Origin of the sequence: Pseudomonas halotolerans, from assembly GCF_039581215.1 — a bacterium.
GTDB classification, from domain to species: domain Bacteria; phylum Pseudomonadota; class Gammaproteobacteria; order Pseudomonadales; family Pseudomonadaceae; genus Aquipseudomonas; species Aquipseudomonas tehranensis.
Genome location: NZ_JBCNTJ010000022.1, coordinates 66807 through 93772, shown reverse-complemented (window position 1 = coordinate 93772; position 26966 = coordinate 66807). Strand labels below are relative to the sequence as shown.

Below are 26966 nucleotides of genomic sequence, written 5' to 3'. Positions count from 1 at the left end.
GCTCCCACAAGGGCTTAGCGCCGCCGCATCAACCCGATGAAAAACAGGCCGCCAATGGCCGCCGTGGCGACGCCAATGGGCAGGTCTTCCGGGGCGATCAGGGTTCGGGCCGCCACATCCACCCACACCAGGAACAGGCTGCCCAGCAGCACGCAGGCCGGCAGCAGCCGACGGTGCTCGGCGCCCACCAGGCGCCTGGCGATGTGCGGCACCATCAGCCCGACAAAACCGATCGAGCCGCTGATGGACACCAGCACGCCGGTCATCAGCGAGGCGATCAGGAAAATCCACAACCTCACCTTCGCCGCGTTCAAACCCAGGGTCACGGCGGTCTGTTCGCCTGCCATCAGTGCATTGAGCGGTCGGGCCATGCCCAGCAGCAATCCCAGCCCCAGCAACACACTGGCCGCCGGCACCGCCAGCAGTTCCCAGCGCGCCAGGCCCAGGCCGCCGAGCATCCAGAACATCACCGCGGAACTGGCGCGATGGTCACCCAAAAACAGCAAGAGGTTGGCCGCCGCCATCATCACGAATGACACCGCCACGCCGCACAGCAACAAGCGATCGCTTTCCAGACGGCCTTGGCGGCTGGCGATGGCCAGTACCAGCAGCATGCTCAACAACGCGCCGATGAACGCGGCCAGCGGCAGGGTCAACAGGCCGATGATCTCACCGACATGCAGCACCACAATGACCGCACCCAAGGTCGCGCCGGACGTGACGCCCAGCAGGTGCGGGTCGGCCAGGGGGTTGCGCGTCACCGCTTGCAGGACTGCACCGATCAACGCCAACCCCGCGCCCACCAGGGCGCCGAGCAATAGGCGCGGTACGCGGATCAGCCAAACGATATGCTCCTGGCCGGGCGTCCAATACACATCACCCACACCGAAAGCCTTGTTCAGCAGGATGTCCCAGACCACCGCCACCGGCACCCGCGCCGGCCCGAATCCCAGGGACACCACGCACGACACCAGCATCAGTGCACCGAGGCACACCAGCAGCGCGCCATAGCGACGATTGCTCATGGGCGGTGAAAACCCTTTGCCAGGGTTTGCACCGCCAATACGTTATCGATGCCCGGCGTGGCCTGGACGTAGGGGATCACGATGAAGCGCCGGTGCTTGATCGCATCCACCGATTGCAGGGCCGGGTTGTTCAGCAAAAACTGCTGCTTCTGCTCGGCGCTGACTTCGCCGTAATCGACAATCACGATCACTTCGGGATTGCGCTCGACCACGTTCTCCCAGCTCACCCGGGTCCAACTGGTCTCAACGTCATCGAGAACGTTGCGTCCACCCGCGGCATCGATCAGCGCTTGAGGCATGCCGAGACGGCCGGAGGTCATGGCGCGGTCTTCGCCGCTGTCATACAGGAACACCCGGGGCTGGCCGGGCGGTAAATGCTCGCGCACTGCGGCCACCTGGGCCTGCATCGAGGCGATCAAGGTATTGGCGCGGTCTTGTACGTCGAAAATTTTCCCCAGGTTGCGCAGGTCGTTGTAGGTGTCTTCCAGCGTCGCCGGCGGACGCTTCATCACGAACGCGCAGGATTCGGTCAGCTCATACACGTTGATGCCCAGCGGTTGCAGGGTTTGCGGCGTCAAGTCACCGCCCACCCGCATGCCGTAGTCCCAGCCGGCGAAGAAGAAGTCCACGTTGGCATTGAGCAGGGTTTCCACCGACGGGTATTTGGCGGCCAGCTCCGGCAGGCCATCGAGGATTTTCTCCATCTGCGGCGTCACCGATTTCCAGCCGCTGATGCCGCTGTAACCCACCATGCGCGGCTTGAGCCCGAGGGCGAGCATCATCTGGGTCATGTTGATGTCATGGCTGACGGCGTGTTTCGGCGCCTGGTCGAAGGTGACCTCGCGGTTGCAACTGTGGATCGTCAACGGGTAGCGGGTGGCTTCGGCCAAAGCATGTGCACTGCCGAGCAGCAGCGGCAGGAGCAGCAGGGAACGCAAGATCATGGTTGGGTTATCCAAGTGATTCGGGGGTGGGCGGCCAAGGGGTGTTCGTCAATCAGCGCCTGGACACCGAATACGTCGCGCAATAGCGTGACCGTCAGCACTTCCTTGGGTGTGCCGCTGGCGACGATGTGTCCGTGGTCGATGACGTAGAGCCGATCGCAGAACGCGGCGGCCAGGTTCAGGTCGTGGATGCTGGCGAGGGTACCGATGCCCAGGCGTTTGATCAGTTGCAGCAGTTGGAGTTGATAGCGCGGGTCGAGGTGATTGGTCGGCTCATCGAGGATCAGCACCTGCGGCTGCTGGGCCAGGGCGCGGGCCAGGATCACCCGCTGCTTTTCCCCGCCCGAGAGTGTGGCGAAAGCATGCTCGCCGAAGCCTTGCAGCCCCACCGATTCCAGTGACTGGCTGACCAGGCGCAGGTCCTGCTGATTGTCACCATCGAACAGGCCTTTGTGCGGCGTGCGCCCCATGGCAACCACTTCCTGGACCGTCAGGCCGAAGGCGTCGGGAAACTCTTGCAGTACCACGGCGATGCGTTGGGCGCACCAGCGTGAGGACTGTTTCCAGACGTTGTGATGGTCCAGTTTCACCTCGCCGGCTTCCGGCTGACTGAACCGATAGGCGCAGCGCAACAGACTGGTCTTGCCGCTGCCATTGGGCCCGATCAACCCGACAAATTCCCCGGCACCCACCTGTAACGTGGCGTCACGCAGTTGGAACTGGTGATGACAGTGGCCATGGCCCAGGGGTGTCCAGGCGAGGTGGGAGAGGGTTAGTGCAGTCATGCATTCACTCAAGTTATTGGGCTGAAACACAATCCCATTGTGGGAGCGGGCTTGCTCGCGAAAGCGGTGTATCTGTCACATCAATGTTGGATGTACCGACCTCTTCGCGAGCAAGCCCGCTCCCACATCTGGACGGTGTTCACAGTTTGGAAAGCGGGCGCGATTGTAGAGGTTTCGCGCCGCCTGTCGTTAACGCGCTGTCTTCAGCTTGAAGATGAAACCCCCTCAGGCTGGCGATTGAAATGGGTGACGAGCCGATCCAGCAACCACACCACCAGCAGCGAAGCCCCCACCAGCGGAAACACCACTGCCAGGGCCAGCATGATGAACACCCCGGTCTTCCAGGTCGGCAAGTCGTGACGCAGCGCCGGTACGCCGAACTTGCCCTGGGGCCGACGCTTCCACCAGATCACCACGCCGCTGACAGCGCTGAGCAGGATCATCAGGCAAATCAGCAGCACGATGATCTGGTTCAGCGGGCCGAACATCTTGCCTTCGTGCAGCATCACGCCGGTTTCGGTGGCGCGGGCGACGATGCCGTAATGTTCCCAGCGCACATCCGCCAGGACCTTGCCGCTGTACTGGTCCACGTGCAGGGTCGCGTCGTTGCGCGGGTCATCGGCGAAGACCGCGATGGTGAATACGCCCGTGGCGGTGGTCGGCAGGGTGATGCTGTAGCCAGGTTCCACTTTGCGATCGGTGGCGATGTCCTGCACCGCTTGCAGGCTGACGGTCGGCGCGGCGGGGCCTTCATGGGCGCCGCCGTGGGCCATGTGTTCGGCATGGTCGCCGGACATCGGCATCGGGGTATTTTCCACGGCCCAGGGTACGGTCTGGCGGTGTGCCTTGTTGAGGCTGCCGGCCGCGACGTCGGACTTGGGCATGTCGTTCCACATCGCCGCCGGGAAACGGTTCCACAGGTCGGCGTATTGCTTGCCCCAGAAGCCGGTCCAGGTCATGCCGCTGAGCAGCATCACCAGCAGAAAGGCCGCGCCCCAGAAGCCGACGACCCCATGCAGGTCGCGCCAGAACACGCGACCGCGAGCGCTCCAGCGTGGCCACAGCACCCCGGCCGACGACTGCCCGCGAGGCCACCACAGGTACAGGCCCGACACCACCAGGACCACGCCCCAGCCAGCGGCCATTTCCACCAGTCGGTCACCCACGGTGCCGATCATCAATTCACCGTGGATGGCCCGGGCAATGGCTTGCAGGTTGTCCTTGGCGTCCTGCTCACCGAGGACATCGCCATGGTACGGGTCGATGAACACGTTCAGTTCGCGGCCCTTGTCGATCACCACGAACTGCGCGCTGCGCTGGGCATTGATCGGTGGCAGGTACTGTTTGACCTGGCCTTCGGGGTAGGCGTGGCGGACCTGTTTGAGCAGGTCGTCCGCCGCCAGGGTGTGATGGCCCGCCGGCACGTTCAGCAGGCTGCCGTACATCAGAGGGTCGAGTTGCGGCTTGAACAGGTAAATGATGCCGGTCAGGGCCAGCATCACCATGAACGGCGCCACGAACAGCCCGGCATAGAAATGCCAGCGCCAGGCCAGGTGGTAGAAGTTGGGTTTCGGTTGGCTCATTTTAGAAGCGCTCCGCAGGGCAATGTGATCGTTATGTTTTTTGCGGTTGCTGCGCAACCGATCGCGGGCAAGTCTGGCTCCCACAGCCATGCAATCCTGTGGGAGCCAGGCTTGCCCGCGATGCGTTTAGAAACTCATATCCACCTTGGTCCAGAGCGTGCGCCCCGGTTCGTTGATGGCTTGCGGGTCGCTGGCCGGGTAGCCGAACCCGGCGTTGCCGGCCAGGTTCAGGTGTTCGGCGTAGGCTTTGCCGAACAGGTTGTCGACGCCGCTGCTGACCTTCCAGTGTTTATTGAGGCGGTAGGCGCCGTTGAGAGAGAACACCCCGAACCCGGAGCTCTTGCCGTAGTCTTTGCCCACCACGTTGCCCTTGTTCTGGTCGACACGATTTTGCGCGGCCACCAAGCGCCACAGGGCACCAGCGCTCCAGCGGTCTTCGCTGTAGGTCAGGCCCAGGCGGGCATCGAGCGGCGGCATCTGCGCCAGGGCGCTGCCGTCGCTGCTGTTTTTGCCCCAGGCGTAGGCCAGGGTGGTATCGGCTTTCCAGCGCTCGGTCAGCTTGTAGGCCGCGCCCAGCTCGCCGCCCATGATCCGTGCATCAATGTTTTCGGCGCGGGAGGTGGTGCCCATCATGCCGGGGGTGTAATCGAACAGGATGTAGTCGCGCACCTGCCCGACGTACCCCGACGCCCAGGCTTCTAGGGTGTCGGTCTTGTACTGCAGGCCGAAGTCGAGTTGGGTGGTTTTCTCCGGTTTGATCGAGTCGAAAGCATTTAGCGAACCGGCGGGGCCGGCGTTGGCCGAAAACAGCTCCCAGTAATCCGGGAAGCGTTGCGCGTGGCCTACGCCCGCATAGAGGGTGGTCGGGCTATCGGCCAGGTCATGCTCGTAACGTACAAAGCCGCTGGGCAGGGTGTCGGCGCGGGTTTTGTCCGCTGTGGGATTGGGCCGGGCGGACATGCCGGAGCCGATGCTTTGCCGATAATCCTTGGCCGAGGCGCGGTCGAGGCGGGCGCCGGTGACCAGCCTGTCTTGGTCGGCGGCGTACCAGGTCAACTCACTGAACACGCCGTAGTTATGAAAGTCGGCGTCCTTGGTGCGCGGCCGTTCCTTGTAGGTGTCGATGCCCATGCTGCTGCGTTGGCGATGTTCGTTGGTCTGGGCGTCCAGGCCACTGATCAGTTGCACGTCGGCCCAGCGCCAAGTGGCCTTGATGCGTGCGCCGAGCGTGCGGCGGTCGACGTTGGACGCCATGGGGCCGGCCATCATCCCGGTGCCGGATGGCGTGCGCAGGGTGTAGTTGTCCATCACATGGTCGGCGTAGTTGTAGTAGACCTGCGCCTCGATGGTATCGAGCACATCGCCAATGTTCGAACGCTCGAAACGCAAGCCCAGGCTTTCACGCGTGAACTGCGAGCCATCCATGCCACGCCCGGCGTAGCGCGCTTCACCGTCGCCCTTGCCAGCGGTCAGTTCCAGCAGGGTATCGGCATCCGGCGTCCAGCCCAGCGCCACGTCGCCGTTCCACTTGTCATAGCGCGACGGCACTGTGTCATTGTTGCCGTCACGGTAATCGTCCGAATGAGCGGTGTTGCCGATCACTCGCACGTAACCCTGCGGCCCGCCGGCCGCCGCATCCACGACCTTGTCGAAGCGCCCGTTGGAACCGGCCAATACGCTGGCGTTAACCCGGGTGCCCAGTTCACCGAACTGCTCCGGCTCGCGCTCGAACAGGACGGTCCCGGCCGATGCGCCAGGGCCCCAGAGCACGGTTTGCGGGCCCTTGATCACGGTGAGCTTGTCGTAGGTTTCCGGCGAAATATAGGACGTCGGCGCGTCCATCCGACCCGGGCAGGCACCCAGCAGCATGCTGCCGTTGGTGAGGATGTTCAGCCGCGAGCCGAACATGCCCCGCAGTACCGGGTCGCCATTGGTGCCGCCGTTGCGCACCAGGGCGAAACCGGGAATGGTCTTGAGATAATCGCCGCCGTCGCTGGCCGGTACTGGTTGGCGCGGATCCTTGGGGTGGGTGACCACGGTCAGGGGTGAACTGGGGGCGACGGCGGTAATGACCGTCGGGCTCAGCTCTTCGAGCTTAGCTTCGTGGTGAGCATGCTCGTCGGCCAGCGCACAGGGCGTGAGCAGCAGGCCGCACAATGCGGTGGCGGTGTAGCGAAAACGAACCCGTGGCTCGTTCGGGGGGCAGCGAACCTGGGCTGCGCCCAATGCGATGCCGGCAGAAAACCTGGACATGATGATTCCATCGAACAGACGTAAACGACACGGTCGGGCAACCTGGGGGCTGTCTTTGCGACCGGGTGAGATTAAGTGTCGGGTCTATGCGACGAGGGGCGGTGCGCGGGTGCGAGCACCGGGGAAGAATGACGTCCGGGCATGGCCCAGGCGTGGGGAGGGGCTGGTGTAGGTGTGGGGTGGCGGTGTATCGAAGACGGCGAAGCCATGACCCCACGTCAGCGCAGGGCAGTTGAACAGCAGGCTGCAATAACCACACTTTTCCCACAGTACGTGATGCTCGCTCTGGGGCGGGCAATGTTCGGCTGTCGGTGCTTCATGCTCGGCGTGAACGCCCGCCGACATGTCCATTTCCATGTTCATGGTCATGGACGAAGACATGCGCTGATCCATCGGCATCGACTGAGAAATCAGTGGACCGATAAAGATCATCAGCATGGCGAACAGGCTGATCCAGCTGCCGCGTGTCAGGCTCATCAGCTGACGGCGGGGCATGACCGACCTGGCGCGGGGGCTACCCATGGGCAGGAGTGATCAGTGGGCGTGCATTTGGGCTTTGCCACTGTCGGGGGCTTTTTTCTGCACCGCGACATCGACCGTGACATCTCCCGCTTTTTCGAAATGCAGGGTCAGAGGGAAGCGTTTGCCGTCGCTGAGCAGGCTGCGATCCTCCAGCCCCAGCAGCATCACGTGATACGCCATGGGGGCGAAGGTGACGCTCGCGCCAGGAGCGATCTCCACGCCAGCCACTGGCTGCATTTTCATCAGGTCGCCTTGCATTACGTGTTCGTGGAGCTCGGCTTTGCCGGCAATCGGCGAGTCGACGCTGAGCAGTTTGTCGGCGGTTGTGCCCTTGTTGTGAATCACGAAATACGCGGCCACGGTCGGCGCATTGGGCGGCAATTCCTGGGACCACGGATGGGCGATTTCAAGCTCGCCCGCTTTGTACTGGTGGGCTTGGGCGAAGCCTGCGGGAAGCAGCAGGGCGGCCAGCAGGATAAGTCTGTTCAGCATGGGTCATTCTCCGGAACGATTCAGGACGCAGGGTCATGCGGGAAGAATCAGGCCAGAGGTGAGGCGCGGGGATTGAGGCTCGGCCATTGCTGGCGCGGTGTCGGGCTGTCGAGCAGTGGATGGGCAGGGCCGCGATGGGCCGGCTGAGCATCCAGATACAATTGCGGGACGTGGGCGGTGAGCGCCACCAAGGGCGGTGACCCCGCACAGCACCAGCAATGCTGCATTGTCGAGTGATCGTCGTTCTGCGGCGTGCTCTGCTCGAACTTGCCCAGGGAAATCGCCACCAGTTTCGTGCCGCTGGAAGAGCAGAAACTGCCCCACAGCAATTGCTCGGCGGGCGACTGGGCCTGTGCCATCGCGCCATTGCTGCCGGAAAGCGGCATGGCAAGCATGTTGAACAGCACTGCAAAGCAGGCGATCCAGGCAAATGCAAGCCGTTGTCGGGACATGGGGCAATCCGCTCGGTTGGACGATCAGGTGGCGGTATTTAGCCTGATCGGGGTTGATAAGTAAAAAGAGTGCGTGCGGTGTAGGGTCGCAGGGCTGGTATTAACAGTAGCAACAGATTTTGTAAGTGGAAGCTTTTGTGGCGAGGGCGCTTGCTCCCGCTCGGTTGTAGGCGCTGCCGAAGGCTCGGGCCGCGTTCGGACGATCTTTTGATCTTTTGATCTTTTGATCTTTCGCTTGAGACTCAAGCGTTTGGGGAAAGATCGCAGCCTCGTTGCACTCGACAGCTCCTACGGCCCAGCGGGAGCAAGTGCCCTCACCACGGAGATCGTTGTTGAACAGTCGATATCCGATCGTTCCCAGTCTAGCTTCGTGTAAGGGCGACTTTGTTACCTAAAATCTAAGGGTATGCGTAATTTTTTTGTGGCGAGGGGATTTATCCCCGCTGGGCGCGAAGCGGCCATGAGATTTGGCGTCGGGGTATATCAGGTGGATTGCTTTTACTTCTTTTGGGGCTGCTACGCAGCCCAGCGGGGATAAATCCCCTCGCCACAGGGTGGCGGCTGTGCGCAGGTTAGTCGACCGGGGAGTCCAGCATTACCGGCGCGCCCGAAGGCGCCCTGCGCACAACCACCATCAAGTGCAGGATGGATACCTGACTGGACGGAGCTCATGAACCTGCTGAAAACCAAGGGCGACTAAACCCGATCACTGATAGGCAGTGACGGGAATCAAGTTACCGATGGCCTCCAAGGCGCACAAGCCGGCGGATTCTGGCCCAGTTGTAGGCAGCGGCGCAAGGTGACGTAGCTTGCTGGCGTAGTTCCGACAGGACAGGCTTGTAGGACGGTGCAGGTTTCTGTCAGACCAAATGCCAAAGCCCCTGCAACACCTCATCCACCGTCCCAAACTCCCGATCCACCCCCGCCAACACCGGCCGCCGCAAAACCAACACCGGCACCCCACGCTCCCGCGCCACTTCCAGCTTCGGCTCGGTGGCCGTGCTGCCGCTGTTCTTGCTGACCAGCACATCGATCTGCCGCCGTTCGAACAGTTCGCGCTCAGCGTCAATATGAAACGGCCCACGGGCGCCAATGACTTCGCAGCGCTCATTACCGGGGTAAACGTCCAGGGCGCGCAGGGTCCAGAATTGCTCGGGCGGGATTTCGTGCAGGTGTTGCAGCGGCTCGCGGCCGAGGGTGAACAGGGGGCGGTGGAACGGTTGCAGGGCCTGGATCAGTTCGGCCCAGTCGGCCACTTCGCGCCAGTCATCCCCGACCTGGGGTTGCCATGCCGGACGGCGCAGGGCCCAGCAGGGAATGCCGCAAGCGCGGGCGGCGTGGGCGGCGTTATGGCTGATTTGCGCGGCGTAGGGGTGAGTCGCATCCAGCAGCAGGTCGATGCCTTGCTCGCGAATGAATTGCGTCAGCCCTTCGGCGCCGCCGTAACCGCCGACGCGCACCTGACAGGTCAGGTCGGAGGGAACGCGGCCGATGCCCGCCAGGCTGTAGAAGTGTGTTGGCCCCAGGGTCCGGGCGATGGCCAGGGCTTCGGTGACGCCGCCCAGCAGCAGGATGCGTTTCATTTGAACGCTCCGGCGTGACCGACCACTGCGCCCTGGCGGTCGATGGCGAAGACTTCGACCTGGACCTGGGCCGGTACGATGCTCCGGGCGAAGGCCAGGGCGTGTGCGCAAACTGCGTCGCCGAGCGCGATGCCGACGGCGCTGGCCATCGCCAGGGCTTGCTGGCTGGTGTTGGCCTCGCGAATGCCTTGCTGCAAGGTTTCATCGGCGCCGATGGCCGCTGCCCATTCGGCCAATTGTGGCAGGTCGATGCTCGAGTGACGGCTGTGCAGGTCCATGTGGCCCGCAGCGAGTTTGCTGATCTTGCCAAAGCCACCGCAGAGGCTGAGCTTTTCCACGGGCACCTTTCGCACATGCTTGAGCACCGCGCCGACGAAATCGCCCATTTCGATCAGGGCGATTTCCGGCAAGTTGTAGACCCGGCGCATGGTGTCTTCGCTGGCGTTGCCGGTGCAGGCCGCGATGTGCAGGTAACCGTTGGTTTTTGCCACGTCGATGCCTTGGTGGATCGAGGCAATGTAGGCCGCGCAGGAGAACGGTCGGACGATGCCGCTGGTGCCGAGAATCGATAGCCCGCCGAGAATCCCTAGCCGTGGATTCATGGTTTTCAGCGCCAGCGCTTCGCCGCCCTCCACGTTGACTGTGACCTCGAAGCCGCCGGCATAACCGACTTCCTCGGCCAGCCGTCCCAAGTGCTCGCCGATCATTTTGCGCGGCACCGGGTTGATCGCCGGCTCGCCGACGTCCAGCACCAGTCCCGGCCGTGTCACGGTACCCACGCCGCGTCCGGCAACGAAACGAACGCCTGGCCCGTCCGTCAGCCGCACCTGGGAAAATAGCAGCGCGCCGTGGGTCACGTCCGGGTCATCACCGGCATCCTTGATCGTTCCGGCTTCGGCGCCCTTCTCGGTCAGCCGGCAGAACTCCAGGCGCATCTGCACCTGCTTGCCCTTGGGCAGCACGATATCGACGGCATCGGCCTGGATGCCGCAAAGCAGCAACCGCGCAGCCGCCAGACTGGTGGCGGTGGCGCAGCTTCCGGTGGTCAGGCCACTGCGCAGGGGCGCGGGTTGTTCGGCGGTTTCGTCACGCATCGAAAGGTTTCGTCAGGTCCAGCAAGGTGATCGGCAATGCCTGGCGCCAGGTGTCGAAATCGCCCAATGGCTGGGCCTGGGCAATGTGGATACGGGTCAGTTCGCCGCCATGCAGTTCGCGCCAGTTCATCAGTGTCATCTCGCTTTGCAGCGTCACCGCATTGGCCACCAGCCGTCCGCCAGGCTTGAGCTGGGCCCAGCAAGCGTCGAGCACGCCCTCGCGGGTCACGCCGCCGCCGATGAATACCGCGTCCGGCGGCTCCAGTCCCTCCAGCGCTTGTGGTGCCCGCCCGCGAATCAGTTGCAGGCCGGGGACGCCGAGGGTGTCGCGGTTACGTTCGATCAACCCTTGGCGGCCTTCGTCGGCCTCGATGGCCAGGGCTCGGCAACTGGGGTGGGCGCGCATCCATTCGATACCGATGGAGCCGCTACCCGCCCCCACATCCCAGAGCAATTCACCGGGCATCGGAGCCAGGCGGGCGAGGGTAATGGCGCGCACGTCACGTTTGGTTAGTTGGCCGTCATGTTCAAACGCGGCGTCCGGCAAACCGGCCAGGCGCGACAGGCGCAACGCCGAGGGTTCGGCCCGGCATTCGACGGCGATCAGGTTCAGGTCCGCGACGGTGGGATCGGACCACTGTGCCGCACAGCTTTCGATCCGCCGTTCGGCCGTGCCGCCCAGGTGTTCGAGCACGGTCATGGGGCTGGGGCCGAAGCCGCGCTCGCGAAGCAGCGCCGCCACGGCGGCTGGACTGTGGCGGTCATTGCTCAGCAGCAACAACTGCACGCCTGTGGATAAATGCGCGCTGAGTGCTGCCAGAGGTCGCGCCACCAGCGACAGGGTGACCACGTCCTGTAACGGCCAACCCATGCGTGCCGCCGCCAGCGAACAGGACGAGGGTGCCGGGACGACCAGCATTTCATCGCCCCGCACATGTTTCGCCAGGCTGGCGCCCACGCCGTAGAACATCGGATCGCCGCTGGCCAGCACGCACACCGGTTCGCCGCGCCGCGTCAGCAGCGGTTCGAGGGAAAATGGACGGGGCCACAGCTCCCGTTCGCCGCGGATGCACAGCGGCAAGAGCGCCAGCTGGCGTTCGCTGCCCAGAATGCGCGACGCCCGCAGCAAAGCGTGGCGGGCCGTTCGGCCCAGGCCCTTGAAGCCGTCTTCACCGATGCCCACTACGGTCAGCCAGGGGGTCATCTCTGTTCCTCGAATGGATAGGGTTGATCGGCGGGCTGAAGGCACGCGCGAACCGGGCCGCCATCATACCGTGCGTCTTCGGTTATGGCGTGGGCCGTTGCGAGCCTGCCGGCGTGCGGCGCCGGCACATTCAACCCCACCCTCTCATGCAGGCAGCCGATCTATCGGTAAACGTATTTGAGGATATAGGCATACAGGTCGTTGTAGACCGATTCGGGTACGTGTTCAGCATGGGCCTGGGTCTTGAGCAGTGTCAGGTGGCACTCCTTCACCATTTCTTCGCGATCGCCAATGAGGTGGAGGCGGTTGTTGGTGATGATCTCGAAGGCATTTGCATAAACCACCTTCGGTCCCGCGATGAGCAAAGTCCCGTCCGGATCGAGGGTATAGGTGTTTTGAGTGCGCAGGATCCGTTCCTTCAAAGGGCCTAACCCGCGCTCGTACAAGAATATCTGCGATCCGCTGACTGCTTTGGCGGCCGTCTCGATAGCCAGCAGGGTCGGCTGGGCGTTGCCCAGGCTGGCATTGAGCGCCGATAGCGTGACGAACCTTTCCAGCTCCTGTTTTTCCAGGCTTCTGAGGGCTCTTTTGATACTCGATAGATGAGCGAACTCTTTCTTGCAGGCAATGATGTGGGTTTCGAGCTGATAGCCCGCTGCCGTGGCCATCGGCGGGAAGGCCGCGAAATCGATGCCGTCGAACGCGCATTCCATGATGATGTTGTATTTGTTCCTGAAGGCTTCTGCGAAGATTTTCGAGCAAACCTCTCGAACAAAGGCCTCGGTATGCTCATAAGCATGCAGCACACCGCGTTGGATCATCTGGGCGTAGTGAGGGTGTTTTCCCCGGTACTCGGGCAGGTACAGGCGAACATAGTTGTCGTAGCGCCCGGAGGGCAGGAGGCTTTTTTCCAGCAGATAGGTTTTACCCGATCCCTGCGATCCGGCGACGATCAGCATTTTGGGGACGGACTCGGCCGTGATGCCATTGAACAGCGTGTCGGTGATTTCGGTGAACGCGGTCGTGACCTGTTCCGGGGTGTAGGCGTAATTCGATGTGTGTGGCATATCCTGATGTCCTTATCAAAGATTCCCATGAGGTGAAGTGAGTGGTTGCTCTTATTAATAAAGCGGGGTTTTACGGCGTGTTCAAATGAGCGTGTGTTCCAAGGTATGTACCTGTTTTTTAAGGTAAAAATCCCTACAGGGAAGGCGCCGGCAACTTACGCCAGCGTGCCTGGCACAGAACCCCATTGGCGGGCTTGTTCGCGAAGGCCTTGGCACATTCAACATCACCCTTTCAGGTGGACCGCTATCGCGAAAGGTTCGGTCCTTCCGTTTTGTGGCTGTGATCGGCTTCCTGGCGCAGCGCAATGCTCGCAATCCGACCAGCAAGCTTTTCATGCCCCCCGGCAAAGCAGGCATAATGGCGGGCCTTCGCCATTGCGGCGTGCCTTATCTACCGGTTTGCCCTTGAACGAACGTCCATCATCCAGCGTCATACGCCCCTCGGGTTGTCCGGGGTTGCTGCGTGTCGCCCAGGCGCTGGACGGTGGGATCTGCCGGATCAAGCTTGACGGTGGTTCCATTCAGGCCGATCAGGCCGACGCCGTGGCGTGGGCGGCCGAGCGGTTTGCCGGTGGCGTGATCGAGGCGACCAACCGCGCCAACCTGCAAATCCGTGGGATTGGGCCCCGGCACGATGCGTTGATCGAGCCCTTGCTGAACGCCGGACTGGGCCCCCGCAAACCGGCCGGCGATGACGTGCGTAACCTGATGCTCAGTCCCACGGCCGGGATCGACCGGCAAATGCTGCTTGATACTCGCCCGCTGACCGCGCGGATTCTTCTCACCCTGCAAACCCATGAACGCTTCCATGAGCTGTCGGCCAAGTTCGCCGTGCAATTGGACGGCGGGGAAGGGTTGGCGATGCTTGAACATCACCATGACCTGTGGCTCTCGGCGCTGGTGCGCGACGGCGAGCTGTGGCTGGCCTTCGGGCTGGCGGGCTGCCCGCTGGATAAACCGGACGGCGCTGTGCCCCTGGCCCAGGGACATGATTTGGTGGTGGCGGTGCTGGAGTTGTTTCTCGACCTGGCCCGCCCTGACCAGACCCGCATGCGTCACTTGCTGGCCGAAATCCCGAGGGATGAGTGCCTCGTCCAGTTGGCCCGCCGCGTGGCGTTGCAGCCCTGTGCGGATTGGCGGCGGGACGAGTCCGTCGACGGATTGCACATCGGCATCCATTCCCAGCACGACGACCGGGTCTACGTTGGCGCGGCGGCACCTCTGGGCCGGCTCGACCCCGTCATGCTGCGCGCAGCGGCGCAACTGGCGCGGGACAAGGGCGACGCCAGCCTGCGTTTCACCCCCTGGCAAAGCCTGTTGCTGCCCAACGTGCGCCGCGAGGAGGCGGACGACGTGCTGGCGCGGCTCGACGCGCTGGGGCTGTTGTGCGCAGTCGATCAACCTTTGGCGCAACTCATCGCTTGCAGCGGCTCCAGTGGCTGCGGTAAAGCCCTGGCCGACACCAAGGCCGATGCTCGTCAGTTGGCCGAGCTGCTGCAACGACAGGGCTGCAGCCTGAAGGTCCATTTGTCGGGCTGCTCGCGTTCCTGCGCAGCGGCCCATGTCGCGCCTGCCACCTTGCTGGCGGTCGCCCCCGGTCGTTACGACCTGTATTTTCGCGATGCGACGCTGCCGGGTTTCGGCGCGTTGCAGGCGCATGATCTAACTATTGAAGCGCTCGGCCGCTGGCTCGACGCTCGCCCCCGGAGCCCCCTTGATGCTTGATTACATCCGCGACGGTCAGGAGATCTATCGCAACTCCTTCGCGATCATTCGCGCCGAAGCCAACCTGGCGCGCATTCCGGCCGACCTGGAAAAACTCGCGGTGCGGGTGATTCACGCCTGCGGCATGGTCGAGGCTGTCGATGGCCTGCAGTTTTCCGAGGGTGCCGGCACGGCGGGACGCCAGGCACTGGCCGCCGGTGCGCCGATCCTGTGCGATGCGCGGATGGTTTCCGAGGGCGTGACCCGGGCTCGCCTGCCCGCGAACAATCCGGTGATCTGTACCCTGCGCGACGAGAGCGTGCCGGCGTTGGCCCTTGAATTAGGCAATACCCGCTCGGCGGCCGCCCTGGAGCTTTGGCGTCCGCACCTGGAAGGCAGCGTCGTGGTGATCGGCAATGCGCCGACCGCCCTGTTCTACCTGTTGGAAATGCTCGATGCCGGCGCGCCGAAACCGGCGCTGATTCTCGGCTTTCCGGTAGGTTTCGTCGGCGCTGCTGAGTCCAAGGCGATGCTGGCGGCCAACAGCCGTGGCGTGCCGTTCGTGATCATGCAAGGCCGGCTCGGCGGCAGCGCCATGGCCGCCGCCGCCGTCAACGCCCTCGCTACGGAGATTGAATGATGCAGCAGCCTGGACGTCTGATTGGCCTCGGCGTTGGCCCCGGTGACCCGGAATTGATTACGGTCAAGGCCCTGCGCCTGCTGCGCGAATCGCCGGTGGTGGCGTACTTCGTCGCCAAGGGCAAGAAGGGCAACGCCTTCGGCATCATCGAGGCGCATCTGCAGGAGGCACAAACGTTGTTGCCACTGGTCTATCCGGTGACCACCGAAGCGTTGCCGGCACCGCTGTCCTATGAACAGGTCATCGCCGACTTCTACGACACCGCTGCCCAACAGTTGGCCGTGCATCTGGATGCCGGTCGCGACGTGGCGGTGATCTGCGAGGGCGATCCGTTCTTCTACGGCTCCTACATGTACTTGCACGATCGCCTGGCCGAGCGCTATGACGCCGAAGTGATTCCTGGCGTGTGCTCGATGCTCGGCGGCGCCTCGGTGCTGGGTGCGCCGCTGGTCTATCGCAACCAGAGTCTGTCGGTGCTCTCCGGCGTATTGCCCTTCGAGGAGCTCAAGCGCCGCCTGGCCGATGCCGATGCGGCGGTCATCATGAAGCTGGGACGCAATTTCCCCAAGGTCCGTCAGGTACTCCAGGAACTGGGTCTGGACGATCGGGCGTTGTACGTCGAGCGGGCAACCATGGCCAACCAGAAGATCGTGCCGCTGGATGAAGTCGAGCCCATGTCCTCGCCGTACTTCTCGCTGATCATCGTGCCGGGCGAACGGTGGCAAGGTTGATGACGTCCAGGGCGCCGGCCATCGTCATTCTCGGCCCCGGCAGCCTCGCAACGGCCCGGCGGATCCAGCAGCGCTACCCTGATGCCTTGATCCACGGCCTGGCCGGACGGGTTGAGGGTGCGGACAGCCAATACCACGAGTTCGGCGCGACGCTGCGCGAGCTCTACCAACAGGACACGCCGATCATCGCCCTGTGCGCGGCCGGCATCGTTATCCGCACGCTGGCGCCGCTGCTGCTGGAAAAAGGCGTCGAACCGCCAGTGCTGGCAGTGGCCGAGGATGGCAGCGCCGTGGTGCCGCTGCTTGGCGGGCTGGGCGGGGTCAATGTCATGGCCCGTGAGATCGCGGCAGCGTTGCAAGTCGCTCCAGCAATCACCACCAGCGGCGAATTGCGTTTCGGCACCTGCCTGCTCAATCCGCCGAGCGGTTACCGTCTTGACGACCTGGAGCAGGGCAAACGCTTTGTGTCCGATCTGCTGGCCGGTGAGTCGGTGCGTATTGAGGGGGCTGCGCCATGGCTGGAGCAGGCGCAACTGCCCCAGGATGAACAGGCGCGTCTGGCCATTCGTGTCGACTGCGCAGCGGCTGCGCCCGCGCCGGATGAATTGCGGATTTATCCGCGCACTGTGGTGGTGGCGGTGCCCGCGGGTGCGCCGGTGTCCGTTGACGAAGTTTTGCGTGAAACCGGTCTGGCGGTGCAATCGCTGGCGTGTCTGTTGGCGGCGGACAGCGACATGGCGCGTCCGGATCTACAGGCAGCCGCATCGGCATTGAACGTGCCGCTACGGTTCGCAGTGGCCAGTGCTGACGTTACCCAATGGTTGAGCGATGCCCTTGAGCAACCGGCATCGGTGCGTAGGGTGGGCGATTGTGCGATCGCCGTGGCCGAGCAGCCCCTCGACCCCGAACAGATCGGTCGCCGACGCGGGCGTCTTGCCGTGATCGGTCTTGGCCCGGGCGCTGCCGAATTGATGGTGCCGGCCGTGCGCGCCGAACTCGACCGCGCCACCGATGTGCTGGGCTACGAAACCTACGTGCGCATGGCCGGTCCCTTTCGGTCCGATCAGGTGCAGCACTGCACCGACAACCGCGAGGAAATGCAGCGTGCCCGGCATGCCTTCGAGCTGGCGGCCCAGGGGCGCTCCGTGGTGGTGGTGTCGTCCGGCGATCCAGGCGTGTTCGCCATGGCCGCCGCGGTGCTCGAAGCGCTGCACGAGTCGACGGATGCCCACTGGCACAACGTCGACCTGCAAATTCTCCCTGGCGTCTCGGCCTCCCTGGCCACCGCCGCCCAGGCCGGTGCGCCGCTGGGTCATGATTTTTGTGTGATGTCGTTGTCGGACAACCTCAAACCATGGTCGATCATTGAGAAACGCCTGGATCTGGCGGCTGAAGCAGACCTGGCCCTGGCGTTCTACAACCCGATCTCCCGTTCCCGACCATGGCAGCTGGGGCGAGCGCTGGAAATCGTTGCGCAACATCGTACCGCCGAGACGCCGGTGGTCTTGGGGCGTGATATCGGCCGCCCGGGCCAGACGCTGCGCGTCACCACGCTGGGGCAGTTGACCCCGGATCAGGTGGACATGCGGACCATGGTGCTGATCGGCTCCTCCACGACGTGCGTCTTCCCTCGCGCTGACGGAGGCGAATGGGTGTACACGCCGCGTTGGTACGGCGATAAGCCGCGCTGATGGAACTTGGCGGTCCGTTCGGGCCGCCGAATGCCTGCACCTCGAACTGTTCAATTATTTGAAGGGACAGAGATTTTCCAGTGGCTATTAAGTTGTAAGTAGTCAGCAGCGCTTCGCCTCATGTAACGCGGCGTGTGGTTTTATTTGGAAAATCATTGTGCTTGGCCGTTAGTTGAACAGCGTCGAGCGGCTGGGGTATGTTCGTTCTAATTATTTAGACCTGTTGGCGAACTTAACGTCCGCGTATCTGCTGTGCTCGCAAGTTTATTGTCGGGCCGGTGTTTTTATTTGCATGCAATAAATGGAAGTATTGTAAATGAGTGAATACAAGTTTTTGTCGAGGGACAGTCACGTCGATTTTTTGAGTGTGTTAAAACTCAAGGATCTTGAACAGGCATTGATATCGCACAAAGGCACCGATCAATATGACGCGGTGCTGCGTTATTACTTCGGTTGTGTCGCCTTGCTGGACACGCCGCAGATGCTCGAGCCGTTGGGGTTGCTCAAGCAGGCGTTAGGGGTTATGCAGGGCGCAACGCCGTCCAGCCCCGACGACCTTGGACCTGGGCAGCTCTTCAGGAAAATCGAGCATTTCGAAGCACGCCTGCAAAACAGTTTCCAACAGTGGGAAAGACCGGCGACCGAGGTGCCGAAAAAGCTGCATTTTGTTTGGCTCGGCGGTGGCGTTGGGGCGATCCAGCGCGACTACATCAATGTCTGGAAACGGGTGCTGGCCCCCGAGGGTTATCAGCTCAATCTCTGGTATGACAGTGACGCGCTGCTGGCCTATGAAACCAACCGGATTATTGTCGAAGCCGCCAAGGCGGATGCCATGCTCAAAGGTGGGGAGAACAGCGCCAATGCATCTGAGTTGGGTGATCGTTATGAAGAGCGTGTCATCGTTCTCAAACAACAGATGCATGCACATATCAGGAAAACGGTGGAAAACGGCGGCAGTGCCGATGACGCGAGAGTGGACTTGCTGGTTCGGGCCTATGGTCAGGACAAGGCGCGGCTCGATACCCTGAAGGCCGATAACCGACGCAGTCTCCAGGCAATGGTCGAAGGGAATCTGGTATTGCGTGATCTGGCCCGGGGTGAAGCGCTTCAACTGAAGGATATCTACCAGCGCGAGATCAGCCTGCGTGGCAATTTTGCCTCAGCCTCCGATTTGGTGCGCGCCGAAGTGTTGTTCACGGAAGGCGGCGGTTATGCCGACATCGACTGTCTGCCACCCTTGCTGGAAAAACTGGGCCCAGTCGACATTCGCGGTTTCAAGTCCGACGCGCTCCTGGGCACGCTGCAGTTGCTGCTTGATCGTAATCCCGAATGGATGCCGGGTCGCCGAGCCTTGCGCAACAAGTACATGGACTATCTGGAGCAGATTCCATTGGAAAGTCGTGAGGCACTCAAGGGCTTCGCGAACAGCAAACCCGAGTTGAACCACGTTTTTCGCACGCCGGTGGAACGCTTGGCTCGTCCCTACGAGCTGCGTGCCCTTGCAGTACGGACCTCGTTGAGCAATGCATTTCTGATGGCACATCCGGGGGCGGCGATGCTCAAGGCTGTGCTCGATCGTTTCAGGCTCAACTATGAAATCGTCGATGCCACCGCTCGCCTGGCCGATGAACAGAATATTGCTCTTATCGATGTCGAAGCCATGGTCAATGTTGCAAAGCAGGCGGCGACCCAGGTGTTTGGTGCTTTGCATGAGCTGCCAACAGAAGTGGAAATGACCACGTCTTTGTTGGTTCAGGCCGCCGCCACCTACTACAGCGATGGAATCCGCCCCCAGAACCAAGTGACGATCTACCTGACCGGACCTGGCGCCATGCTTGAGGGCATGGCGGCTTATCTGAGGACGCATTTCACGCCTCGAACGGCTGCGCGGTGGCGAGCGGAAGCCGCCATCCCGGCGGTAACCAGCGTTAACCTGGCCACCGAGGAAGAGCAAGACCACTCCTGGATGGAGAACGAGAGTGACACCCGGCAATGGCTTGAAAACGAAAAGAAGCGCTGGCAAGCGGGCCGCTTCAAGGCTCGTTACGCGGGCGACATGGCCGAGTTGCTGAAGTACCGCACGCTCCAGTTTGATGAAGGCTGGCCGGTGATCGAAGGGCGCCACCTGTTGTCCACCGGGCTGTTGCAGCATCTGGCCGATGAGCTGGGCAAGCCGTTCATGCAGATGATGAATCGCGGCCACAACGGTGTGGCGACCTTCGACAAGGCCATCCCCCTGAGTTTCGATCAGCGCCAGTCGATCCTTGGCCAAAGCATCAAGACGTTGCCGCCGGCCTCCTTGAGCGACGCGCAGACGCAACGGTTGTCCGTCGCTGAACTTTTGCAGCGACTGGCCAAAGGCAGTTTCGACGTCGCTCGGTTGAGTCCCTGGCAGCGTCTGTCATTGGGCGCCTTGACCGGCGCCAGGACGCTGGACAATCGCGGTTTCGACGCGGTTCGCCCGCAGCTGGATAACCTCGCCAACAGCCTCGGCGAACAGGGCACTGCCGGCAGCTACGCGGTGATCGAACATGCGTTGTACCAACAGCAGGCGCCGGCGTTCCTGGCCGGGCTCGCCAGCGCAGTCGATCATCCGCCGAGGCATTCCGAAACCGCCCTGGCGCTGAAGAAAGCCGCGTTGGAGCAGCCTCTGACGTTACGCCAGTGGGGCCGCCAGGTGGCCCGGATCCAGCAGGTGGCGAAGCTTGAATACCGCGTCCGGATCGTTGAGCGCGTCGGGACTGTCCTGGACGATTTTCAAGCCGATACGATCAAGCTTGTCCCGCAGGATTTGCTGCTTCAGGGCGAGGGCGACCGAGTGGGGGGGCGTTGTTATCCACTGGCCCTGGCCATGGCGGCAGCCTTGTCGGAAGGGAAGGCTGCGGTCAACACCTTGCGCGAGCGCTTCTATCTGGGGGTTATCGAGCCAGGGGCAAACGATTCAATGACCTTCCTGGGCAGCATGGAGGCGTTGCGCGATGTGCAGTTGGGCGACGTCGGTCGTGGGCTGGCACGCTCGGACTTGAAAGCGGTGGTGGACATTCTGCAAGCCAGGAGCACTACCAGTACGCTGATGCTCAACTCCGACAATCACGCCATGCTGGTGGCCAAAACCGTTGAGGGCGAGCGCAGCACGTATCACTTCTATGATCCGAATTTCGGCGTATTCGAATTCGAGCAGGCGACGGCGTTCAGGCGGGCACTGGAGAAGTTTTTCGTCAAGCAGGCAATGGCCGGCTATTACGCAGCCTATGGCGATGCGGCGCGTCCGACCTTCGACCTGATAGAGCTGGAAGGCGTGCGGCTGTCGAATATGCAATTGTCGAATGCGATCCGCGTCTCGCAACTGTTGCAACCCGGCGCGTTGCCTGGACAGCCGCAACGACCTGTCAGACAGCGGCTGGCAAGTGCCCGTGGGCAATCGCTGAGCAGTCATCCCCGACTGGGCAGTTGTTTGCTGGCCCTGGATGGCCACTGGTGGGCGCAACAGATCGGGCAAGTGACGACCCAACTGCGGCAGCAGAATCAGCTGGCGCCACACCTCGTACCGTTGTTCGACACCCTGGAGGTCCAGCAGAACGGTTCGTATCGGATGAGCCTGATCGATCCGGCGAATCCTGAGCAACTGGTACGGATCGTCACTGACGATCATCGACTCCTGCGGATAAAAAGCTACCTCTCGGAACGCTTTTCAGCCTTGGCCAACAAGCCCACCGTGCCAGGCGATCCGACCGAAGTGGGGAGTGTCCATACCCTGAACGCGGGCTTTTCCATCCAGGCGCTGATGAGCGCATTGAGGGGGCAGGAAGGACCTGACCGACCTTTGACCCTGGCGGTCCGGTTGCATGCCTATGTCAATTACGCGCAACTGGTGCATGGCAACGTGGTCGACGTCGCGGCGCTGGTCGGGCTGGTGCGCCAGGCTCTGGCGCAAGAGAAACTGATCGCCCAGACCGTCGCGCCAGTGGTCAAGGCTGCGGTGGGAGGCAGTGTGAGCGAAGCGACAGGGGGGTTACTGCAACTGGCGAATGTCGGGTTCGACATCTACCAGCTGTCGACTGCGCAGAACCCGGTCGAACGCGCTCAGTTCGGTACGCAATTGGCGTTCGACTCGGTCAGCCTGGTGTTGGCGACGGGCGCCTACGTCGCCGGCGCCACCACCGCAGGGGCGCTTCTGGGTGGCGCTGCTGTGATGCTGGGCGGTCTGGCGGTGGGGGTGGCGGCCTTGGCCCAGGGGTTCGCCAGCATTGCCGAAGAGGCCAGGCAAGTCGGTCTGTTTTTTGATGAAGTGGCCAAGGCTCACCTTCAACCCTATCGGCTCAACGCCCGTGGCGGTACATGGCTGCCGCGCCCTTCGCTGATCGTCCAGACACTGGATCTGAGCCGCGGCGAGCTGGTGCTGGACAGCCCCAGGCTGTATCCGTTGCGTGATCATTTCGGGGTGCCGACGTTCGATGTTGAGTACGATCGGGCGATTGATATTCGTCGGGAGCTGGACCTGCCAGATCGAGTCAACATCACGCTGACCCCTGGCCAGGCGATCATGCTGCCCTGCACGCCGCAAACCTGTTATCGCTACGAGTACAAGGCGCTGCCATTCGCCAGCTTGCACCATGACACGGGGTTCGACACGGCACGGCGTCTGGAGAAAAGGAAAACGGATGGCGGATGGCTGTTTCTGTTTTCCTTCTATTCGTTTCCGAGTGACTACATCCTCTATCGCCTGTTTGATCCTGACTATCGGCCAACGGTGATCAACGTGTTGCTCGATGCCGTTGATCGCTCATTGGTGGTGCCCGTGCTTGCGCCGGCCTGGCACGGAAAAATCGCCTATCAGGTTCGGGGCGCTGGCAAACGGTGCGCAGTGGTGCTCAATCCCGGCGTGAGCCTGAGCCTTCAGTCGAGGCGTTCGCAGAAGTCGAGTTGGGTTCTGGACGCCTCTTGGGCCCACGAAAGCGATATCCGGTTCGAGGATGGCGGGAAACTGTTCGTCGGTGACGTGCAGTTGAGGTTCATTGGGCCGGGTTCCCATGAGATTTTGCTCCGAGTCACCGACAATCAAGTGTTCCAGGTTGCGTTAAGTGAACGCCAACTCACCCTTGTCGAGCAGGATGTACCCGCGGGCATGGATCGGCAGGTGTTGCAAGGACACCTCAGGACCCTGGCTCAACAGCACCGCCTGGTGATGCCCTATACACCCGTTCACCGTTATCTGATTCCGTTCGAGAAGCCAGACGAGCCCCGGTACACCTCGGCCTGGTACGACGCGAAAGCGGACCGTTTCCTCTACATCCGTGACGAGATACCGGACGCCGACGCCGCGTTGCTGGGCGCGGTGGCCGGCAGCCATGCGTATTTTTACGACCCGCAAAACGTCATCATCTGGCAGGTCGACGTGGTCACCGGGCTGTTGACCCATCGCTATTGGTTGTGGGCCTCAAGAGACGTGACGACCATCAAGCGTGTCGAGGCGCACGCCCAAGGCGTGATTCAAGTCGTCCAGGAAATTACCCGGGCCGATATGTCACGCGAGGTACTGGTCTATATGATCCACGACGGACAACTGCTGCTCAGTTCCATCACACGCGACCTGGACCCGGTGTTGGAGTCGGTCTTGAGCGCCAGCGAGACACTGGCCGACTGGTCAAAGGTGCTCGGCAGCGGTTACCCCTTCACGCCGTCTGCTGGTGAAAAAGACACCTTTGTCACCGTCAACTGGCAGCCGGCGCCCTTTGTTACTGTCTGTTGGCAAAGTGAGCCGCAGGTACGGGACATGGCTTGGGTCCGTCGTAGCGACCACTTGATTATCCGTCCCTCACCGGCACGTAACCATGCCCGTGGCTGGTCCGATTCCATCAGCAACATGACTGACCTGACGCTGCTCACACCGGCGGACGGTGGCGATACATTTGTCATCTACGACAGGCTCTCCCAGACACTTTGCCGTAAGCAACGCACCCTCGTGGCGGGCAAAAGCGAGTGGTCGGTGAAGTGGCGGCGACCGCAGAACCTGGAAAATGTCATCCTGGTCGAAAAGGGGTATGTGGCGCTGACGTCTGATGGTTTGTTTTTCAATCTGACGAACCGGGGTTACCTGGTGCTTGGGGGCGTGGGCGAAAAGTGGTTCAAGGACCGGACGCATTGGTGGTCTGCGCTGGAGCCGCTGGCCCGCCAATACGCCACCGAACGCTTTGCCCTGATCGGTTTGACGAATGCCAGCGGCGACGCGAAGTTGTGCGCCTGGTACGTCGGCGACCGAGTATTGTTGGCGGAAATGGGGCGCGGAAAAGAGGTGCGTCTGCTGGGTCTGACCCCGGATAACGAGGCCGCGTGGTTATTCGATGTTTCAAGTGGCGACGTCTATCGCCAGGCGTTTATCGATCCGCAGAAACTGGAGGTCGCTTTTGGCCAGGGCTCACGATTGCTGCAAGCCGATGTGCTACCCGCAGCAACGCGTGAATGGGCACCCTGGCAGTTTGTCGAACTGACAGTCGAAGGGGCAGGGTTGCGTGGCGTTACATCCGAAGGTGTGGTGGTCGTGTTGCAAGACCGGGAGCCGGCGATGATCAGTGGTGTCACCCATGAGTGGGTCATCCATCAAGCGGGCCGCGAGATCGAGGGGCTCAAGCGGCTGGCGTCTTACCCACTGCGTAGCGCACTGCTGTCGGTGGAGGATCCCGCCAGTCTGAAGTGGTTCGTAGCCGAGACCGACCGAATGATTCAGGTTCCAAAGGCCGCGATTCCGACGTCTTTCGAGTTATTGGGAACCCAGCAGCAGACCAACGTATTACTGCATGAAAGCACGGCCGGAACGTTGCTGACCTACCCGTCCATGGGGCAGGCCGGACCACTCAGTTATGTCCGGCGTGATGCCGAAGTGCTGGTGGTTGAGGGCAAGATGAAGATCGATGATCTGCTGCCGCTGATGCCAGATGATGTCACGACCCTGATCCTGCGCATGGGACAAGGCATGGTGAGTTACCGGCTGTCCAAAGCCGCCTGGCTTAGGGTCGATTCGGTCATTCTCGACTGCCGACGTTCGTCGGGCAGCGGCAGCGCGCCGACCATCCCCGGCAAGTTGATCTGGGAGCTGGATGACCCGGACAAGTTGTTGCTGAGCCACGTCCACGAGCATCTGGTGATCATTGACCCTGACAGCGGGCGCAGCGTGATTTTTCGTGAAGTGTACGCAACGGACGTCAACTTTCGTGGCGAAGTCCTGCTGAGCTTCGGCGGGCATCGGCAGTACGCCGCTTCGACATTGATCGAACGGTTGGGCACCCTGCAGAACAGCGTCACGCTGAAAGCGTTATCCAGCGAATCGTATGCGGTGGAAAACAACCTGGCGGATTGATTGCCGGCATTGGTCCAAACCGTGGGGTAGATCGAAAAAAGGGTTGCCAGTTGTACCTGCAACCCTTTTCCTGCTGGGGCCGGCCGCCGGTGTAGCGAGCCATTTATGACTTCACGAGGCGTTTTTCCTTAAGGTGAATCGCCTCATGAGGTGCTCATCCAGTTTCTTTTTGATCAACGCCCTTTTGCGGTCGAGTTCGCTTCTGTTTAATTTCAGGAACGCTTTGCGCTGGATAATTTTGGCTGATCGCTTCTCCCAGTCCCAGAACAGAAAGCTGTGCTTTTTCATGTCGACGTTCAGTTCGAGTTTATGCAGGGCGATCGTCAGGTTGCCGTGTGAGTCGTACCTGGCCGGGATGATTTGAAAGGTCTCGCCTTGGCGGGTTTCCCCGTCGAAGGACAGCATAGCCGTGTGATCGTTTTTCAATGTGTCGAGCGTGTCGATCATCGCGTTTGCCTGCCGCCAATCATTCATGGCATGGGCGCTCTGTACCAGAAAGTCTGCCACCGAACCCGAGACAATATGTTGGGTACGGGTATAAATGGCGTCGCCGTAGAGCGACCAACCCAGAAATGCCAATGTTCGTGCATATTCTTCAAACCAGCCTTGCGGGTCGATATAGCGGTGATGGCCGAGGTCGGCCGAGCGAGTGGCGATGTTGTTGCAGTCGGCGATGTCGTTGTGGTCTTGCAGGGAAGGTGTCTCGATGTATGAACACAGAGTCGGTCCTGTGACCAGGCCGGTTAATTGTGGGGGGTTCATAAATACTTCTCCATGTGCGATAAGTGTGTAAATAGCTGTGCCATTGGGTTTTATAAATACAACTATGCATGGAGAACTCAAGTGTGCGAATGCTTAATTGAAGTCTAAATATGTTTGGCAGGCGATCAAAGTAGGGGGTGAAAATATACATATGTTGTAATTGCTCAGGGTTGTTGTTTTTGTAGGGAGTCAATTAGATTGTCAGTGTCCGCAGGAGTGGACAATTAAATAACCAAGGAGGTTTTATGGAAAACTTTGAAAGTGGAATTTGCGTAGAACAAAGTGTCGAGTTGATTCAGGCACGCATTAACAGGCGCAAAGTGTTGGCCTCTGCCAGCCGACGGGTACGCAGGTCCGTTGAGTTGCCGCCTGGCAGCCCGACCAAGGATCTGGATGCGCTCATGTTGGGTGATGCGCTCGTGGGTTATGGCAATAACATGTCGCTGAGCAACATGGCGATCATGGAAAACCTGATGACCATGGCAATCATGGAGGCCAACTATGAAGTCCCCGGCGGCAAGAACACTTTGGCCTGGTACGACGCCTTTATCCGATGCCTGCATGATCTCGGGTGTTTTGTTGCCGATGACGGCTATACCCGTTATTCCGAGAGTTCCCAACGGGTGGACATGGATTACGTAATCAGCGATATCGTCAAGGGGATCATTGATGGCGTGAAAGCCAGTGTCCCGGCGGCGTCGGTGCTCGGTGCCGTGGTAGGCACCACGATTGACGGTTTGAAGAACGATAAGCAAACCATCAATCTGTTCAACAGCCAGGTCAAGACACCCGAAGGCGCGCGTTTATCCGTCATTCCCTGCGAGCAGTTGGCCAACGGCATTCTGATCGCATCGTCCGCATCGATCAGGCAGATGGGCACGTCGAATAACGGTGGTGTGCTTTTCGTGAACTGGCAATCTTCCGCACGGGAGATCTTTCGCGGTAAGTCGTTCGTGACCTTCAATCCTGCCCGTTATGAGGAGTTCAGGCAGGACATCGAAGAATACCTGGGCGAGCACCGCAAAGAGGTGCTGAAACAACGGTTCAGCCGTCGTAAGCGAGCCTGAATCGACAACCGTT

The 26966-nt window shown here is 61.5% G+C and carries 19 protein-coding genes; 6 read left to right on the top strand and 13 right to left on the bottom strand.

The features are described 5' to 3' along the window. Window positions 1-14 precede the first annotated feature (14 nt). The 12 genes from AAIS01_RS24015 to AAIS01_RS23960 form a co-directional block, all read right to left on the bottom strand. Window positions 15-1025: a FecCD family ABC transporter permease gene (locus AAIS01_RS24015; RefSeq protein WP_343471007.1), complete on the bottom strand. Its 1011-nt coding sequence runs from the start codon at window positions 1023-1025 to the stop codon at window positions 15-17. Then, window positions 1022-1969: an ABC transporter substrate-binding protein gene (locus AAIS01_RS24010; protein WP_343471006.1), complete on the bottom strand. Its 948-nt coding sequence runs from the start codon at window positions 1967-1969 to the stop codon at window positions 1022-1024. The genes AAIS01_RS24015 and AAIS01_RS24010 overlap by 4 nt, the downstream gene beginning before the upstream one ends. Beyond that, window positions 1966-2754 (bottom strand): ABC transporter ATP-binding protein, encoded by a 789-nt coding sequence (locus AAIS01_RS24005; protein ID WP_343471005.1) that lies wholly within the window; start codon window positions 2752-2754, stop codon window positions 1966-1968. The genes AAIS01_RS24010 and AAIS01_RS24005 overlap by 4 nt, the downstream gene beginning before the upstream one ends. A gap of 203 nt (window positions 2755-2957) precedes the next feature. Then, window positions 2958-4337 (bottom strand): PepSY-associated TM helix domain-containing protein, encoded by a 1380-nt coding sequence (locus AAIS01_RS24000; RefSeq protein WP_343471004.1) that lies wholly within the window; start codon window positions 4335-4337, stop codon window positions 2958-2960. Window positions 4338-4463: 126 nt separating this feature from the next. After that, window positions 4464-6590, bottom strand: coding sequence for a TonB-dependent copper receptor (locus tag AAIS01_RS23995; protein ID WP_343471003.1), 2127 nt, complete (start codon window positions 6588-6590; stop codon window positions 4464-4466). Window positions 6591-6674: 84 nt separating this feature from the next. After that, entirely contained in the window at window positions 6675-7067 is a 393-nt protein-coding gene (locus AAIS01_RS23990; RefSeq protein ID WP_343471016.1) for a DUF2946 domain-containing protein, read from the bottom strand. Between the two features lie 57 nt (window positions 7068-7124). Beyond that, window positions 7125-7604, bottom strand: a complete 480-nt coding sequence (locus tag AAIS01_RS23985) for a copper chaperone PCu(A)C (RefSeq protein WP_343471002.1) — start codon at window positions 7602-7604, stop codon at window positions 7125-7127. A 47-nt stretch (window positions 7605-7651) separates the two neighbouring features. Further along, on the bottom strand, window positions 7652-8056 hold the full coding sequence (locus AAIS01_RS23980; protein WP_343471001.1) for a DUF2946 domain-containing protein: 405 nt from the start codon (window positions 8054-8056) through the stop codon (window positions 7652-7654). An 860-nt stretch (window positions 8057-8916) separates the two neighbouring features. Beyond that, window positions 8917-9639 (bottom strand): cobalt-precorrin-6A reductase, encoded by a 723-nt coding sequence (locus AAIS01_RS23975; RefSeq protein WP_343471000.1) that lies wholly within the window; start codon window positions 9637-9639, stop codon window positions 8917-8919. Next, window positions 9636-10733, bottom strand: coding sequence for a cobalt-precorrin-5B (C(1))-methyltransferase (locus AAIS01_RS23970; protein WP_343470999.1), 1098 nt, complete (start codon window positions 10731-10733; stop codon window positions 9636-9638). The genes AAIS01_RS23975 and AAIS01_RS23970 overlap by 4 nt, the downstream gene beginning before the upstream one ends. Continuing rightward, window positions 10726-11937, bottom strand: coding sequence for a precorrin-6y C5,15-methyltransferase (decarboxylating) subunit CbiE (cbiE, locus tag AAIS01_RS23965; protein WP_343470998.1), 1212 nt, complete (start codon window positions 11935-11937; stop codon window positions 10726-10728). The genes AAIS01_RS23970 and cbiE overlap by 8 nt, the downstream gene beginning before the upstream one ends. A 161-nt stretch (window positions 11938-12098) precedes the next feature. After that, on the bottom strand, window positions 12099-13004 hold the full coding sequence (locus tag AAIS01_RS23960; protein ID WP_343470997.1) for a zeta toxin family protein: 906 nt from the start codon (window positions 13002-13004) through the stop codon (window positions 12099-12101). A gap of 405 nt (window positions 13005-13409) precedes the next feature. On the opposite strand from AAIS01_RS23960, the gene cobG reads away from it, so the two are divergent. The 5 genes from cobG to AAIS01_RS23935 all read left to right on the top strand — a co-directional run bounded on the left by cobG (window position 13410) and on the right by AAIS01_RS23935 (window position 25124). Further along, window positions 13410-14729 carry a precorrin-3B synthase gene (gene cobG / locus AAIS01_RS23955; protein WP_343470996.1) on the top strand — a complete coding sequence of 440 codons (1320 nt, stop codon included), beginning with the start codon at window positions 13410-13412 and terminating at the stop codon, window positions 14727-14729. Continuing rightward, entirely contained in the window at window positions 14722-15348 is a 627-nt protein-coding gene (locus tag AAIS01_RS23950; protein ID WP_047227378.1) for a precorrin-8X methylmutase, read from the top strand. Before cobG ends, AAIS01_RS23950 begins: the two co-directional genes overlap by 8 nt. Then, complete coding sequence (locus AAIS01_RS23945; protein ID WP_186654707.1) at window positions 15345-16079, top strand: precorrin-2 C(20)-methyltransferase; 735 nt, start codon at window positions 15345-15347, stop codon at window positions 16077-16079. The genes AAIS01_RS23950 and AAIS01_RS23945 overlap by 4 nt, the downstream gene beginning before the upstream one ends. Beyond that, the gene (gene cobJ, locus AAIS01_RS23940) at window positions 16079-17770 is read left to right on the top strand and encodes a precorrin-3B C(17)-methyltransferase (protein WP_343470995.1); all 1692 of its coding nucleotides are present in this window, start codon (window positions 16079-16081) and stop codon (window positions 17768-17770) included. Before AAIS01_RS23945 ends, cobJ begins: the two co-directional genes overlap by 1 nt. 316 nt (window positions 17771-18086) lie before the next feature. After that, on the top strand, window positions 18087-25124 hold the full coding sequence (locus tag AAIS01_RS23935; RefSeq protein ID WP_343470994.1) for a TcdA/TcdB pore-forming domain-containing protein: 7038 nt from the start codon (window positions 18087-18089) through the stop codon (window positions 25122-25124). Between the two features lie 111 nt (window positions 25125-25235). On the opposite strand, the gene AAIS01_RS23930 is transcribed toward AAIS01_RS23935, so the two are convergent. Next, on the bottom strand, window positions 25236-25886 hold the full coding sequence (locus tag AAIS01_RS23930; RefSeq protein WP_343470993.1) for a hypothetical protein: 651 nt from the start codon (window positions 25884-25886) through the stop codon (window positions 25236-25238). A 245-nt stretch (window positions 25887-26131) separates the two neighbouring features. On the opposite strand from AAIS01_RS23930, the gene AAIS01_RS23925 reads away from it, so the two are divergent. Then, complete coding sequence (locus AAIS01_RS23925) at window positions 26132-26953, top strand: hypothetical protein (protein WP_343470992.1); 822 nt, start codon at window positions 26132-26134, stop codon at window positions 26951-26953. Window positions 26954-26966: the final 13 nt, after the last annotated feature.